The sequence below is a fragment of the Microcoleus sp. D2_18a_D3 genome (assembly GCF_036702455.1).
Lineage (GTDB): Bacteria > Cyanobacteriota > Cyanobacteriia > Cyanobacteriales > Microcoleaceae > Microcoleus.
Genome location: NZ_JAUBTK010000024.1, coordinates 1 through 16,005, shown reverse-complemented (window position 1 = coordinate 16,005; position 16,005 = coordinate 1). Strand labels below are relative to the sequence as shown.

The 16,005-nt window shown below is 43.5% G+C and carries 15 protein-coding genes; 2 read left to right on the top strand and 13 right to left on the bottom strand.

From position 1 onward, the window contains the following. Positions 1-3: 3 nt before the first annotated feature. Both QUB06_RS13700 and QUB06_RS13695 read right to left on the bottom strand, forming a co-directional pair. Entirely contained in the window at positions 4-1,194 is a 1,191-nt protein-coding gene (locus QUB06_RS13700; protein ID WP_333435708.1) for a DNA cytosine methyltransferase, read from the bottom strand. Between the two features lie 36 nt (positions 1,195-1,230). Then, a complete protein-coding gene (locus tag QUB06_RS13695; protein WP_333435707.1) occupies positions 1,231-2,412 on the bottom strand; it encodes a histidinol-phosphate transaminase in 1,182 nt (393 codons plus the stop codon). Between the two features lie 182 nt (positions 2,413-2,594). On the opposite strand from QUB06_RS13695, the gene QUB06_RS13690 reads away from it, so the two are divergent. Further along, positions 2,595-2,879 carry a WGxxGxxG family protein gene (locus QUB06_RS13690; RefSeq protein ID WP_333435706.1) on the top strand — a complete coding sequence of 95 codons (285 nt, stop codon included), beginning with the start codon at positions 2,595-2,597 and terminating at the stop codon, positions 2,877-2,879. Between the two features lie 161 nt (positions 2,880-3,040). On the opposite strand, the gene QUB06_RS13685 is transcribed toward QUB06_RS13690, so the two are convergent. From QUB06_RS13685 to QUB06_RS13635, 11 genes are all read right to left on the bottom strand, one after another. Continuing rightward, positions 3,041-3,748 carry an ROK family protein gene (locus tag QUB06_RS13685; RefSeq protein WP_333435705.1) on the bottom strand — a complete coding sequence of 236 codons (708 nt, stop codon included), beginning with the start codon at positions 3,746-3,748 and terminating at the stop codon, positions 3,041-3,043. A 32-nt stretch (positions 3,749-3,780) separates the two neighbouring features. Then, the gene (locus QUB06_RS13680; protein ID WP_333435704.1) at positions 3,781-4,470 is read right to left on the bottom strand and encodes a YqiA/YcfP family alpha/beta fold hydrolase; all 690 of its coding nucleotides are present in this window, start codon (positions 4,468-4,470) and stop codon (positions 3,781-3,783) included. 297 nt (positions 4,471-4,767) lie between these two features. Continuing rightward, positions 4,768-5,253 (bottom strand): Spy/CpxP family protein refolding chaperone, encoded by a 486-nt coding sequence (locus QUB06_RS13675; protein ID WP_333435703.1) that lies wholly within the window; start codon positions 5,251-5,253, stop codon positions 4,768-4,770. A gap of 19 nt (positions 5,254-5,272) precedes the next feature. Next, the gene (locus QUB06_RS13670) at positions 5,273-5,719 is read right to left on the bottom strand and encodes a hypothetical protein (protein WP_333435702.1); all 447 of its coding nucleotides are present in this window, start codon (positions 5,717-5,719) and stop codon (positions 5,273-5,275) included. Next, positions 5,716-6,306, bottom strand: a complete 591-nt coding sequence (locus tag QUB06_RS13665; protein ID WP_333435750.1) for a sigma-70 family RNA polymerase sigma factor — start codon at positions 6,304-6,306, stop codon at positions 5,716-5,718. Before QUB06_RS13665 ends, QUB06_RS13670 begins: the two co-directional genes overlap by 4 nt. A 728-nt stretch (positions 6,307-7,034) precedes the next feature. After that, positions 7,035-9,086: a transglutaminase domain-containing protein gene (locus QUB06_RS13660; protein ID WP_333435701.1), complete on the bottom strand. Its 2,052-nt coding sequence runs from the start codon at positions 9,084-9,086 to the stop codon at positions 7,035-7,037. Then, entirely contained in the window at positions 9,083-10,294 is a 1,212-nt protein-coding gene (locus QUB06_RS13655; RefSeq protein ID WP_333435700.1) for a DUF58 domain-containing protein, read from the bottom strand. The genes QUB06_RS13660 and QUB06_RS13655 overlap by 4 nt, the downstream gene beginning before the upstream one ends. Before the next feature lie 144 nt (positions 10,295-10,438). Continuing rightward, a complete protein-coding gene (locus QUB06_RS13650) occupies positions 10,439-11,401 on the bottom strand; it encodes a MoxR family ATPase (protein WP_333435699.1) in 963 nt (320 codons plus the stop codon). 54 nt (positions 11,402-11,455) lie between these two features. Further along, positions 11,456-11,992, bottom strand: a complete 537-nt coding sequence (locus QUB06_RS13645) for an opioid growth factor receptor-related protein (RefSeq protein WP_333435698.1) — start codon at positions 11,990-11,992, stop codon at positions 11,456-11,458. A gap of 99 nt (positions 11,993-12,091) precedes the next feature. Further along, positions 12,092-13,435, bottom strand: coding sequence for a glutathione-disulfide reductase (gor, locus tag QUB06_RS13640; protein ID WP_333435697.1), 1,344 nt, complete (start codon positions 13,433-13,435; stop codon positions 12,092-12,094). Positions 13,436-13,685: 250 nt separating this feature from the next. After that, complete coding sequence (locus tag QUB06_RS13635) at positions 13,686-14,528, bottom strand: DUF4231 domain-containing protein (RefSeq protein ID WP_333435696.1); 843 nt, start codon at positions 14,526-14,528, stop codon at positions 13,686-13,688. A 569-nt stretch (positions 14,529-15,097) separates the two neighbouring features. Between QUB06_RS13635 and QUB06_RS13630 the strand changes: the two genes are divergently transcribed. After that, positions 15,098-15,862, top strand: a complete 765-nt coding sequence (locus tag QUB06_RS13630; RefSeq protein ID WP_333435695.1) for an ABC transporter ATP-binding protein — start codon at positions 15,098-15,100, stop codon at positions 15,860-15,862. Positions 15,863-16,005: the final 143 nt, after the last annotated feature.

Sequence of the window (16,005 nt, the reverse complement as noted above, 5' to 3'; positions counted from 1 at the left end):
TGACTACACTCTCGCTGTTCTAACTGTCTCCAGCCGCAATCTAATGCTAGAGGCAATAACTTCTGCCAAAGCGACTGGTACAGCATTCCCCAACTGCTTCATAGTTTCTGTCCAACTGTGAGGAAAGAAGTATTCGTCAGGGAAAGTTTGCAGTCTAGCAGCTTCGCGAAGCGTAAAGTAACGCACCTCTCCCGTGCGCTCAACTAACATATTTTCTCCTCCAGGGACCCCGTGAACTCCTGCTTTTAAAGTTTTAGCTGGTTCATCTAACAAGCTGCCTGTATGGCCTGGATACTTTCTAGCTCCTGGTATAAAAATGTGATTTAGTACGCTGTTTTGGCTTTCTTTATTGCCTTCTGGTGGTAAGTCCGAAATGGCATCCCGCACAGTTCGCCAAGGCTGTTTTTGAGGTGGAAACAAGTTGAACTGAAGATTGAATATGCGCGAGGAAAGCTTGCTAGGTATGTCTGGACGATCGCTTTTAGAGATGTGATTGCGCTCCCAATAATTGCCAGTCACCCATTGCTCCCAATGCAAGGCTTCCTGAGAACAAGTCGGTTCAGGAAAAGACCACTCTAATCCTAAATCCGATCGAAAACCTACAATAAAAACCCTTTCGCGCTTTTGGGGAATGCCGTAGTCTGCCGCGTTGAGTAAGCGAAACACTACACGGTATGATAGTCCGTCACCGCGACCGGCGGTATGATGCTGTTCTAACCGGGACAGGTGATGGGGCCAATCCTCCTCTAGTCTTTGTACAACTTCTGGATAAGTGAGTTGTAGGACAATATACTCAAAATATTTAGTGAAGGAGGAACGCAATAAACCTTTAACATTTTCGATAACAAATGCCTTGGGTTTGAGTTCTCGCACGGCCCGAAAAAAGTGCGGAAACATATTTCGATTGTCCTCACTCCCGCAGTGTTTTCCTCCTACAGAAAAAGGCTGACACGGCGGCCCTCCAGTTAGGAGGTCTACCCCCTCTTTGAGTTCTAGGGATGTAAAATCGAATTTAGCGATATCTGTCTCAAAAACAGACCAGTTTGAAATCGCTTTTACACCCCGCCGCTGATTTTCTCGAATTGTCTCGCAAGCATTTTTGTCCAGATCGATAACTGCTTTGTGACAAAAGCCTGCTTTTGATACGCCTATTGCTAAGCCTCCTGCTCCGCTGAAGAGTTCTACAGAGTTCATTATTAGCATTGTATTGAGCAACGGTGGATATTAATTTTAATCTAAAATCGCTGCGATTCGATCGACTGTGCGCTGATTTTCCTCCGGGCTACCCACCGTAATTCGCAAACCTCCTCCAGTGTGCCTAATTAAAGTACCTCGATCTTTTAGCTGCTGCATGATTTGTTTGTGTTCCTCTTCGGCCGATTGGCCCTCACCAGCTTTCACCCGCAGGTAAACGAAGTTAGCCGCACTCGGCCAAACTTGTAATTTTTGATGCTGAGTTAGCGCTGCAATTAATTTGGCTCTTTCTGATAGAGTTTCGGGAATGGTTGCTAGCAATAACTGCCGCTGCGCTAGGGCTAACTCAGCTGCTGTTTGCGAGAAACTGGGAAGGTTGTAGGGGAGACGGATTTTTTCTAAGGTGGCTGTGAGTTCGGGATGGGCGATCGCATATCCGACTCTCATTGAGGCCAGTCGAAATGCTTTGGAAAATGTGCGTAAAATAATCCAATTCGGGTGATGGTGCAATTGGTCTGCTAAAGTATTTTGGCTGAATTCAAAATAGGCTTCGTCAATTACTACTAATATCTCTTCGGGTAAAGTTGACAACCATTCTATTTCATCGGTTGTCAAAGCATTGGCTGTAGGGGAATTGGGATGAACGACAAAGACGGCGCGCACGGGGGGATTTTGATTTTGGTCGATCGCCCTTTTAGCCGCCTCGATATCGATTTCAAAATTCTCCTCTTTCCGTTGAACACTCACAACGGGAATGCCGAGGGTTTGGGCCATTATTCCATACATCGAAAAGGTAGGATTCGCTACCAAAATAGAGCCTTGACCGCTTAAACAAGTAGCTATTAAGAGCGATCGAATTAGTTCGTCGGAACCGTTGCCCACAGAAATATTGTCGGCTGTAATGGCGGTTTTGGGCAGTGTAACCCCCCCTAGCCCCCCCTTGTTAAGGGGGGGGACATTGAGGGATTCATTGACGTATTGGGCGATCGCCTCTTTGAGGGCGGCGTGCCCTCCGTCGGGATAGCGATTTGTCTCAATTAACTGCTGGTAAGTCCAAGCTAGCTTTTTTTTTAATTCTTCTGGCAAGTCGTAGGGGCATTCATTGGTATCGAGGCGATCGATCGCACTTTCCGAGTGCGCTGATTCTCCTGACGCGCCGCCCGGATGGGGAGTGTATGCGGTAAGTTCGGCTAAATCTTTTCGGATAAAGGGAAGCATGGTATAGTTTACGACTTTTTATTTTAGATAATCTGGTTAGAAGCCTCTGAACTTAGCATAGAGCTTGTTCTATCTCGAAAGCAAGAGGAGAGGGAGATTTAGTTTCTGTCGATCGATTGATGCGTAGGCTGTAACAAATTGATTATTCTTAGAAAGTAACTGCTAATCTGTGGAAACCAAGTATGAAAGTCAAGCCTTCCGATCTATCTAAAAATGCCGCCGCTACCCTCATAGCTTTGAGTTTGGCTGTTCTCCCTTCAGCTATGCCTGCCTCAGCTCAAACGGAGTCAGCTCCGGCACAGAACAATACTGATTCTAATGGAGCTGTTCTAGACAGAACTCCCTTTCAAGAAAGCAAGGAAGACAACAATCATTGGGGTGCTTTGGGTTTGTTGGGCATCCTCGGTTTAGCGAATCTGTTTCGCAAGGATGAACCCAAACGCTACCGCGATCCGATGGGTGAATAATTTTTGTAAAACGGATCTCGCACCAGCCAAAAAACCACTCAACTGTCGTCGATTCAGAAACCGGGTTTTTTAGGAAAAAACTGGATTATTGCCTTTAATCCGGGCAAAAAACTCGGTTTCTTTGATTTGATATTTATGGGCATTTTTGCCACACAGTTTATTCAATCGCGCCACAAAGCAATCCCGCCCAATAAACCGCTGACATTCGGTACTATTTTAACCTGCGGCGGTAACTCAAACACAATCTTTTTAGTATTGCCCCCGCCGATGTAAATGCGATCGCAGTTAAAGAGATTTTGCAGATAGGTGAGCGCTTTTTCCAGACGGCGATTCCATCTTTTGGAACCGACTGTATCTAATGCCGATCGCCCTAATTGCTGTTCGTAAGTTTCCCCTTTGCGGAACGGGTGATGTCCTAACTCTAGATTGGGTACCAAGATACCATCGACAAATAAGGCAGAACCGAAACCTGTGCCCAGGGTAACTACTAATTCTACCCCCGTCCCAGCAATTGCTCCCAATCCTTGAATATCCGCATCGTTAGCCACTCGCACAGGTTTTCCCAAGCGATCTTTGAGGGTAGTTTCTAGGTCAAAATCTATCCAAGATGGATCTAAATTCACTGCGGTTTTGATGACGCCGAGACGCACGACGCCTGGGAAACCGACGGATACTCGGTCAAATTCCCCTTGTCCGCTTGCTAAAGAGGCGATCGCCTCTAGTACGGGTTCCGGTTTCGGTGGTTGAGGCGTTTCTAAACGGCTGCGTTCCGTTTGGGGTTCGCCTTCATTGTCCAAAACCATAACTTTGATGCCACTTCCGCCAATGTCAACGGCTAGGGTGCGAGTCGATCGATCTTGTTCAGTCATTTGAGTGTTAAGACTTGCAAGTTGGTCAAATTTTATTTTTTGAATTGGCAAAACTTTTGAATCGCTTCCCACATTTCCGCTAGGACATTTCCCAAAGAATGAGCGTCTTCTAATTCGATTAATTGCACCCAGGGACGGTTAGCGGCAAAATTTCTGCTAGCTTGAATCGGTATTATTGTATCATGCTTGCCGTGAAGAATTAACGTAGGCACTGACCGCATTAATTTTTCTTCAGGGTATTGAGCCATATCTGCCACAAACTGATAATTCAGCGGCAGATAACCTTGTTGGCCGTAGTGGTAAACGGGCAAATATTTCTCAGACTGCCACTTTTCTAACTGTTGCTGTCCCAGCAGCGGCAGCCAGTGGGAGATAAAGTCAAAAGCCGGTGCTAACAAAACTATTTGTTTTACTGACAATTGTCGCTGGGCCAACCAAGCCGCTGTCAGTCCCCCAAAACTCGACCCTATTATTGTAACTCCGCCTAATTCTTTTACCTTTTCTGCCGATTGGGAGGATTGGGTTTGCAGAAATTCTGTTTCTATTTGCTGCAACTGGCGGGTGAGAGTGAGCCCCGAAAAATCGTTTTGATTGAGATCGGGAGTTTTTAGGTCAATTCCTAGGGAAGAAAAGCGATCTCGGAAATATTTTGCCTTAAGGGAATCGGGACTTGAAGCAAATCCGTGTAAATAAATGTAACTCCAATCGTTCTGTAGATTCATCCAGAAATTTTTATGAGACTTCTCAACTAATTATTTTAACTTACAATGAGTTATCAAATAAAAAAATAAGACCCTAAGTAGATGAACATATTTACTGATTATCGGAAGAGAGAAATCCAGCGCATAGACTTGAAATTGCTTACCTTTTAGACGAATTATCCGAAGAGAGAAAGCCATCGCGTAGATTACAGAAAAGCAGCGTTTATCGATGCCTGTATTTATTGATTTATACCTGCTTACAATGAATCGCAGAGTGCGTACTGTGTACCCTGCGATTCACTCTAAACTACTCGTAAATTACTGGGGCTTTTGACCGTTTTGCATCCGGTTTTTAGCATTTTGTCGGCGCTGCTGCATCAGTTGAGCTAATTGGCTACGTTGTTCGGCAGTGAGCACTTCTCGCATTGCGAGTGTAATTTCAAATTGCACCTCTTCCAACTGCTGCCTCAATCCGATTATTTGACGGTGTTTGTCGCGTATTTGGCTGGCATTTTCCGTGCCGGACATCATCGTTTCCAATTCTTGTCTGGCTTGGCGGACTGCTTGCATCCGCTGGGAAACTTGGTCTTTGTAGCGATCGCGCACTGCCTGCATTTGCTGCTTTTGGTCTGCGCTTAAATTAAGTTTCTCGAACATCCCACCTTCGCTGCCACCTGGTCGATTGGGACGCTGGTTTTGTGCAATTGTTTCCGGTTCTAGGGGATTGGGAACTGCTATTGCTGCGGCTGTGCTGCCGAGAGTCAGCATTAAAACGGCTAGGGCAGAAATGCGACGAATTGACATGAGAATTACCTCTTTGAGATTAGTTATTTTTTTGCGGATCGCTGTCAGAGGAAACTGGGAAATTCAACCAGTTGGTTTGCGGGCGATCGGTCATATTTTCTTGGGGAGAATCATGCAGTACGCCCTCCCAGTTAGTAACTAAAAATGCTTCTAACTGAGCTGTTTCCTTATCTGGCAATTGTGCAGTCTTAAACGGACGGTAGCCCGACCAAAAAAATAGCAGGCTAGCAGCAATCGCAGACGAGAAAACCCATTTAGAAACAGAGGATATTTTTAACCTGTCACCAGACTTAGCTGAGCCACTTAATCGCGTTTTATCCCGGTAGGTTTCATGGAAAACACTCGCCTGATTACTTTCTATTGCTGCTAGAATTTTTTGCTCTAAATCTGGTGCAGCTTCAGGAATACTTGGGCGATGTTGCTTCAAGAAACTAACTAACTCTTGGTCGCTGCTGGGGTTATTCATAGCTCGCTGACACCTTCTTTTTGCAAAAATTGTCGCATAGCATTTCGGGCATAAAACACGCGAGATTTGACAGTTCCTGCTGGCAGTCCCAAAATTTGGGCTACTTCTTTTTGCGGGATGTCTTCTAGGTCGTGCAGCACCAAAACGCTGCGGTGTTCAAAGCTCAATTGATCCAGTCCCCGCTGCACTAAATCTTCATAGTGCAACTGCATCAAGTCGGATGTGTTATCTTTGAGAACAACCCCATCCATTACTTCTTGATTTTTAAGTTGGGAGTCAAAAGAATGCTGTTTAGCAAATGCTTGTCTTTGGTCGGAAGCCACATTCCAAGTGATTCGATAAAGCCAAGTAGAAAAGTTTTCCTGGTGCTTGAGTTTGGGCAATCCTTTCCATACTCGCAGGAAGACTTCTTGTGCTAAATCGTCAAGAAGTGACGGACCGCAGAGTTGGTAAAGGGTTGACCTGACTTTGTGTTGGTAACGTTTGTAAAGGTAGCGAAAGCAAGTGCGATCGCCCTTTAAACACTCAGCAACTAAGTCCGAGTCGGAACAGTCATCGGTTAAAACATTGGCTGGCACACCTAACACCTGTGAAGTCTCCCCCACCAGTTCGTTATCTGAAGTGTTTAGACAGGACAGCTCTAAAAAAGGTTCAAAGGATTTAAAATTTTTTTTCGACGAGGCGGCAGGTAGGGAAACGGCACTGCCGTGTCCTGATTTTTCCTGTAATTAACGGGTTCCGAGGTGTAAAGCCTGGGAACCCAGATCCAGAGTCCGAGCCTTGGTTGAGAAAATGGACGCTCTGACTCGCCCCAGAAGCGTTACTTTCGCTAAGCGCCTAGTAACAACTAAAACCAGTAAAAATTTGCTCAGCGGGTAGGGACATGACAATGCCCATTGGTGTCAACTTAACCTCAAATGTAGTGCGAGTCTTCTGTCGAGTGATTAAAACCCGATCGCCCCGCAACGATTCGGGGGGACAAGAATCTTCTCTTTCGTCCCCCTTTTTAAGGCTACCGCGTACATACAAGTGGATTATGAGCTAGTTTCCACTCTTGCTGTTCGACCAATGCCTTGGTCGGAGGGTAGATTAATTGTATAAGTACCCTGATAAGGCTGTTCTCTTAAGTAGGCATAAAGCAATTGTGACTTGTCTAATAACCGACGGTCTTGTACAAGTGATTTAGAAAAGGTATATATAGGTTCTCAATTAAGGGAGGTAGAAGTTTAGATTGAATAATTGAATAATTGGGGAATTTACGAATCACTTAAAAAGACCTCAATCCCCCAATTAAAAATCTCAATCTATACATCACCTACCTGAGAAAAGCTATAGTAGACTTACCGCTTTTATTAACCTGAGACTTTGAGGCGATCGCCTGTCTGCGATATTGCTCGATCCAGGATTGAATTGCCAATTTAAATTCAGCTTTTTGTGCGTCTTGAATCACTTCTGGATCGAAGCGATCGCAATAATGAATTTCAATCAACAATGCTAACTCTTCGAGACAATATAATTCCGGTTTTTCTTTTTTTAACCTCTCAATCCAATTTTTTAAAGACTCGGAAGGAGGGCGAATCAATCCCGACTCATTTAAGGCCTGTTCGATTAAATAAAATTCCGATTTCGGACTAAACGAATCTTTGTTATAAATAGCTTTTAGCCATCTTTGTTTGTTAGATAAAAGGCGTACATTTTTCTTAAAATTAGGATTAGACCTCCAAAAAAATATTAATGCCAGCAGGATGACTCCCCCATACTTCAATCCATTGCTACCTGATAAATATCGCAACCCTAGCAAAATTTTGTAACTCAAGAGCGACCATAAATCAGAGATAAATGCCCATCGGGGAGCAGCAGCATCTTCCATGCTTTCCCAATCAGAAGGCGTAGGATCAAAAGCTTGCCATTTTCCCGCGATATAAGCCAAAGTCCAAGCATGAGCATGGCGACTTCTTACAATATATTGGTTCTCCAAAGAACTAAATTCGTGAACAGAATATCCAACAGCATAACGGGCTGGAATACCGAGTTTTCTCAGGAGAAGTGTCGCAGCGGTAGCAAAATATTCACAATGTCCAGAGCGAGTGTCCAGTAAAAATGTTGATAGAGGCGTAGCATCATTATCTTTGCCCCTAAGCTTCAGTGAATAAACGAAATTTTTTAGGAAAAACCACTCTATTTTATCTAATATTTCTGGTGGCGACTTTCCTTGAGTATCCATTTGACTGAGGATTTTACTCAGTGCAGATATTTCGGATTTTGGTATTTGCAGGTCGTCTTCTGTAGGCGGGCTATCTACAGAAAAATTATTATTAAAGTAGCTTCGATAAGCCAGCATATCAACTTTTCCCACCACTTTTATTGTGCCATATTTATTTTTTTCCATCTGAGTGACAGGCAATGCGTCAATTTTAAAAGTTCCATCTGGCAGCTTTAATAAACCTTGGTTGCCTTGGAGTGTAGCCGAAATAGTAATCGTTGATGGATTGGGTAGTTGGTCGCCTAAATCCCAAGTTGTGCCATTAATCTTTGGTTGTACGGGAACAAAGTTAGGATTTAAGGCGAGCCAAAGTGAAGAGTTGTAGCGATTATAAGTGGCTTCTCTTAGCAGTCGGGGAGGAGTGTGTTTAGCTTCAGGAGCAACTCTAAAAATTATTTCATTTGACTGTTTTAACAATCCCACTGACCCGATGTTCGTTTGTTTTTTCAAAAAATCTGTTTCTTGAGAGTTCCCCTGACTAAGCCATGAGATTGCTTGCTGTTCTACTGCTAGGTGAAGTTGGTGCAGGCCCATCTGTCCTATAAATCCTATACTGCCAGCAATTAACATCAGACCCAGCCAGAGAATAGATGAAAATCTTTTAGGTCTCACAGACCACAAAGCAATAGCAGTTAAGGCAAATATCCCAGCATAAAAAGAGATCTCTCTACTGTTCGTCGCACTAGCGGATAGCAGACAACAGATAAAATATGGATAACTTAGATTCACCATCAAGGGGTTAAGTGGTGCTTTTTTTGTGGCTTTGTTGAGCCACAAAAACATTAGGCGTATATCCAGACTTTCCTTAACAGAATATACCTGAGCAGCTACCAGTGGAAAAAATACACCAGGAAGCCACTGCAACAAATTATATATCAAGTAAATAGAGCGGTTGGCGACCAGGAGATAAACCAGCAAACAGCACAAAAAAATCAGGCATAAATTAGCAATGCGCCTAAAATCACTAGCTGAAAAATCCCACCGATAAGGCAACCAGTTAGCTGCCTCTAAAATCAGAGCAATTGGCAAAGCAAAAAACCATAGTCCCGTCTGCCAGCCCCAAAAAATTACACTAACACCCAAAAGAAACACTGGCATTTTCATAATTTCATTAACTCCTCTTGTATTTTACCTAGCTTTAAAATATGGCAGCTTGTTAAGTCATCTTTAATCAACTCTAAATTTAAGCTATCTAATTGAGCATCGGCGTCTGTTAAAATTAAAACTAAGGTATGAATACCGCGACTTCTCAGATAATTTAGTAATCTTTTTCTAGGTTCGTCCCAACACAAAAATATACAAATACAACCGCTTAGGAGAGAGATTTTCTCCATCAAAACTGAGGTGAGCGAGTCAAAATCTTTATCCTGACAGGCACCGAGGGAGGCGAGAATTTCTAGCATTTTATCAGTCGAGTTCAGCCCTCTACCAAAGGTAAAACAATAAGCTTCTTGAACGACGAACATCAAATCCAATAAGGATTCTTGAGTCTGAACTTCATAGGATAATGAAGCAGCAATTGAAATTGCTTCTTCTAAAATTTCACTATATTTTACACTTTGAAATGTATCCAAAATTAGGGCGTGCCTCACAAAAAATTCATCCTGTTCTTCTTTGACCATTGGCTTACCTGCTTTTGCCCAACTTTTCCAGTGAATTTTGCGTAGCGGATCTCCCGGTCGATAATCCCGCAGAGACCTAAATTCCTCGGAATCTCCTACGGATGAAGCTAATGTTACGCCACCTGATTGATATCTTCTTGAGCCAGGAAGCTGAATTGGTGGTAAATGATATAGTTTGGGTAAAATTAAGATAGATTGGGGCAAGGAAATAGTTTTACAAGCATTCCAAATCCCAAAAGGATCTGACCTAGTAACTGTTAGACCAGTCAGGCGGATAACACCTCTGTAGGACGGCGTAATTTCACAGACCACTTCTGTTTTGCTATTGGGTAGGAGAGGAGGCAATTCTATGGGTTTAGCTGTGGCGCATTGTTTTCTAGAAATTAGCCACAGCCAACGATAATAGCCGAAGTATTTATCCAATGAATTGCGCTGTTCTTCACCTGGTTCAGGTGTTTCTGTAAATTCTTGAAAACTTGGCCAGGTGTCGGCAAAATTTTCCCCCATTTTCAAATTGTTTTGAGTCTGGCTAGTTTTGTTATGAATGAGAATACGGTATTTTAAAGTGACTCCAACAGTTGCAAACTTTGGCAAGAAACGTACTGCGTTGAAGCGGAAGCGAAAAAATCTACTGAAAATTATGGCTATTCCTATAATTGACAACAGGAAAGTAAAGATTTGATAAGTCACAGTCTGATTAGTATCTAACCCTAAAATTCCCGCTAAAAGCGTGCAGCTAAGCACTGCTAACCCATTGTTAGTCAATCGCTTCTTTCGCGATCGATTTACACGCGCACCGAAGCGAAAAATAGCGTAGAAAACACGTTTCATTTTTTACGCGGGTACAGGAATAGATTTGATAATTTCTTCAACAACACCTGGAGCCATTCTACCCGAAAAACGCGCTTGAGGTTCCATTACTAGGCGATGAGCTATTACTGATACCGCTTGTTCTTGAATATGTTCTGGCGTAACAAACTCATAGCCATCGAACAAAGCTAATGCTTGAGCAACTTTCATTAAAGCTAGGGAAGCTCTGGGACTCGCCCCTAGTTGTACGCCTTCGGCTGAGCGAGTTGCATTCACGATATCTACGAGGTAACGTTTCAATTCTTCACTAATTCTAATTTGCTTTACCTGCTGTTTTAAGCTAATTAAATCCTCTAAATTAACGCAGGTTTGAAGTGTATCAATAGGATGTTGATGGATTTGATCTCCGAGCAGGTTAACTTCGTCTTCTGGCGAGATGTAGCCTAGACTAAATTGAACTGCAAAGCGATCCATTTGGGCTTCAGGAAGTGGATAAGTGCCACGAGATTCTACTGGATTTTGAGTAGCAATAACAAAAAATGGGTCTTTAAGTTTGTGCAAATTTCCGTCAATGCTGACTTGAAATTCTGCCATTGCTTCTAGGAGGGCGGATTGGGTTCGCGGTGATGACCGATTGATTTCGTCAGCCAAGACAATATTAGCAAAAATAGGCCCTTCGTGGAAATGGAACGTGCGTTGATTGGGGTCGAGCATGGATATGCCCAAGATATCGGATGGCAAAAGGTCAGGTGTAAATTGAATGCGTTTAAAGCTGACATCTACAGATAAGGCTAGGGCTTTAGCTAGGGTAGTTTTACCTGTACCGGGATAATCTTCTAGGAGGACGTGCCCGCCACTCACAAAGGCTGACAGCAATTTCCTGATTGCTGCTGATTGCCCTTTCACCACTTTTTGAATGTTGTTGGAAATCCTTTGATAAATTTCTCTGCCCGACTGAGCGTGATTTTCTATAATTGCTTTATCCATTATTTATTCTGTTCGTAGCGTTAGGTTACTGTCCCGCTGATTGGCTTCGATGATTTAACTATTTACAGCATTTTTCCAATAAGTATAAGTTTTTAAACCAATACTTTCTTTGTTTTCGTTATAGATATCATCTAAACATTTGAAAAGAGCTAAAGCGTAATTCTTTAATCCCAACTCTGTCAAAGTTGTGAGAATCCTAGTCAGCCGCAGGTAGTTGTGATTAAATTGTTCAATCCACTCTCTTTTCCTAGACAAATATTCCTCGGATTTGGCAATTACAATTTCTGCGTTTTCCCCTTCGCGACATTCCAGCCCGTAAAACGCCAGCATGACTTTGAACGAATGGACTAAGCGATTTCTCAACTCTTCACTTGTTCTAAAAGCTTGAATCACCTCATCATTTAAAGTAGGAGCACTGGAATTAAAGCGACTCTTTTCTCTCAGGGGAAATAGCCATTGAATGTAATTGTGCACGGATTCCAGCTTCTGGTAGTCCCACGACCAAATATCCTCGATCGCCCGACCTTGTGAATCAGGCTGCTGACCAAGATAGAATGCTAAAATTTTGTTTTGTTTGGTTGAATTACTCATTAATCTGCTATACAAAACATCAAAAAGATGCTGTTCAGTCGGTTTTAACCGACTTTAGCTATTAGCCAGGGGTTTAAACCCCTGGCTGCTTCGCCCGCTTTACCGCAGAGTCACAAACTCTTCAGCAGTCGATGGGTGAATGCCAATAGTCGCGTCGAAGTCTTTCTTCGTAGCTCCCATATTAACAGCGATCGCCATTCCTTGAATAATCTCGCCCGCGTCTTTCCCAACCATGTGCACGCCCAAAACTCTGTCAGTATTAGTTTCAACGATTAACTTGACAAAAGTTTTCTCGTCTGCACCTGTCAAAGCATGAAACATCGGCCGAAACTTGGCTGTGTAGCACTTAATTGAATCGCCAAATTTAGCTCTGGCTTGGCTTTCTGTTAAGCCGACTGTAGCCGCTTCCGGCTGGGAAAATACCGCTGACGGGACATTTTCGTGAGTAATTGCTCTCGGATTGTTGCCAAATTCAGTGTCTGCAAAAGCCCGTCCTTCGGCGATCGCAATTGGCGTTAAATTGATGCGGTTGGTGCAATCTCCCACTGCAAAAATGTGCGGTTGACTGGTGCGGCTGTTTTTGGTAACTGCGATCGCACCTTTATCTGTTTCTACTCCCGCATTTTCTAAACCCAATTTTTCTAAATTAGGCTGACGCCCGGTAGCGCACAACAGCGCGTCTACTATTAGCGTTTCTTCGGCTTTTCCCGACAGAGTTAATTTTAAGCCTTCTGGGGTTTTCTCAATGTGGTTGATCGAGCTTTCTGTCAAAATGTTTATTCCGTGCTTAATCATTCCTTCTTGCACGTTGGTGCGAATTTCTGTGTCAAATTCGTTCAAAATTAAGTCACGGCGGATGATTTGAGTTACTTGGCTTCCCAACCCGTTCATAATGCAAGCAAATTCGACGCCGATGTAGCCTCCTCCCCAAATTGCCAACCGTTTTGGCTGCTCTTTTAGTAGGAAGATTTCGCGAGAGGTAATCGCGTGTTCGATGCCGACAATTGGGACTCTTTGCGCTTCTCCGCCGACTGCAATTAAGATTTTGGCTGCGGTATATTTTCTGTCACCAACTTCGACGGTGTGGGGATCAATAAATTTGGCGTATCCTGAGATTAATTCGACTCCGGCTTTTTCAAGAAAGCTGATGTGCAGTTTGCTCAGCCGCCGCACTTCTGCGTCTACCGTGGTGACGAGTTTTTCCCAATCGAAGCTGCTTTCTACTGGACTCCAACCGTAGCCCACCGCATCTTCGTAAAGGTGCGAAAATGTTGAGGCGTACACCATGAGTTTTTTGGGGACACAGCCGCGAATTACGCAGGTTCCGCCTACTAAGTCATTTTCGGCGATCGCCACTTTTGCGCCGTAGGATGCTGCTCGCTTGGAACTCGCCAATCCGCCGGAACCCGCACCTATCACAAACAAGTCGTAGTCGTATGTCATAATTGTGTTTACCTAAAATCTCCAACTTACCAAGTTTACGCTTAAATTTTCTTAATGATAGCTCAAAAATTTTGCCTTTAAGAACTTCTGATCGCTACATACATAGCTAATTGAGGGGTGAAAAAACGGGGAACTAGCCGATATTTGGTTATAGGATAGCCCCAAAATGCCATCTGTGATGAAAAGTTTAGCCGTATAAGAGCAGGTGGCCTCACTCAACCCTAGCTGCTTACTGGTATTGTCAGCTTCGTTAACTCTGCTCCTGCTTTGACTCGGTAGATTTATCTGGCTCTGTCTTCTGCTCCTTTGACGCTGTATCATCTGGTTTTTGGATTTGCTTGAGATGAATCTCATTCACCTGATTGATAAAGTTTTCTATTGCCATTTTTGTCATTTGTTGATGTTGGGCTTCGTCGGCTACATCATAGCAACGATAAGCTGGAGTCACTCCTAATACAAATTTCTCCTGTTCCGCTTCTAACAATTCCACAGTCGTGTTCGCAGAAATCCAATTCTCCTGAAAAGGAAATGAGGTAACTATACTGGCGACTATGGAGGCGACAGCGGGACAAATTACGGGCAGCCACTTGAGCAACGATTGACCTGGTTCCAATTTGTCTACCAATACTAAAATTGGTGTGACTCCCGAAAAAACAACGGTTGCCAATTGGAAAGTATAGTAAATATTTCTAGAAGTCTCTCTAGTGTTTCTATAGTCGTCAATCAACTCCTGGCAATATCGTAAAGCCTTTTCTCTCACCGGGGTGATAGAATTTTTATCCGAAACATTATTCGGGTTTAAGAGATAGTTATATAGTTCAGCTTTTCTTCTGATATCTAACTGATTAGCACTATTCCTAGATTTGTTAGCTAATTCTCTATTGGTCAGGAAAATAAAAATAAAACTAGAGAGAAAAACAGCTCCCCAAATAACGATAAGTTGATTGTCTAGCAAAACTCTGGTAAGGATGGCTGCACCCACAAAAGCAGCTAGAGATAAATACTCAACTATTTTCAGGAAAGATAACATTTGTGGACTCGATGAGACTGTATTGGAAATCTCGGTCTGGTTGGTATCGGTAGAAGTAGTCATTGCTTTGTAATCTGTTTGGCGATCGGACACAAGTTTAGCCTATTTGGGTGTCTATTTCACCCAAGCCCTGTCAACTTGGTGAAGAAGGCCCTGAAACCGTTGAAAAGTTGTTGAGGGCGATCGTTGAAATTTCATCCTTTAACAGGTGATGACCAATAAACTGGGTTTATTGGTCATCGCCAACGGGTACGATGACGTAAAACAGGGCGATCGTATTTTGACAGTAGTTGCCATACGCACCCTACAGAGAGAGTCGGTGCATAAATAGCATAGATTTTTTAGTGCTGCTGAATCAAAGTATGATTTTGCCTGTAGGGGTAATTCTAAGTCCTTACACCGTCAGCGGTGGGGCAATCATGGGGGGATTGCCTCTACAAATTTCATACCCAATTAAGCAACGCCGATTTTTTTTCCACTCAGACTTTACCTCCAGGTCGGTGTCAAAGTATTCACTCTGCCTTGAATATAGATGTTCTGTTCATTAGTATCGAAACAGCCGTCACCCCAAATGTGAAAACTGATGGGAAGTGTTAGTTTAGTAGTTAGTTGTGTCGATCGCCCAGAAAAAAATGCCTGAACTACAAACCGATACATACCAAGACCTCGACCCGCAAGTCCTCTCAAAGCCCGTTGTTGTCGGTCTGGAAGAGGTAACAAAAGTTTACGGGATTGGCGACCTGGAAGTTCGCGCCTTAAACGGCGTCAGCTTGACCGTAAGACAAGGAGAATATTGCTCGATTATGGGCGCATCGGGTTCCGGCAAATCTACAGCTATGAATATTATCGGCTGTCTCGATCGACCTACGAGCGGCAGTTACTACTTAGACGGCGTAGATGTCGCCCAAATGCCCGAAGGAGAATTAGCCGGAATTCGCAATTTAAAATTAGGTTTTGTATTCCAACAATTTCACCTGTTGCCTCAATTGACAGCCTTAGAAAATGTCATGTTACCGATGGTTTATGCCGGCATTCCCGCAGCAGAAAGACGCGAACGAGGAGTAGATGCTTTAACAAAAGTAGGCCTGGAAAGTCGCCTGCAAAACAGACCGAATCAACTATCAGGAGGACAGCAGCAGCGGGTAGCCATCGCCAGGGCTATTGTCAACCGTCCCGTCTTGTTACTGGCTGATGAACCTACAGGTGCATTGGATACAAAAACTACTCAAGAAGTAATGGATATTTTTACCGAATTCAACGAAAGCGGCATGACTGTTGTTATGGTAACGCACGAACCGGAAGTAGCGCGCCAAACTCGCCGCGTTGTCTGGTTCCGCGACGGTCAAGTTATTCACAATAATCTCAACCCCGAAGAGCTTTCACACGCTGTATTTTAGTATAATAGTCCGCGAAAAGCGAAAAGAAAATGGGGCGATTGAAATCGCTTCTAGACAAACGAAGTCGGGAGCATCCCGGTTTTGTAAATATCCGAATAAGTGTAAAATAGTTAAAATCAATAAAAGCGTCAAAAAAAGTCGAG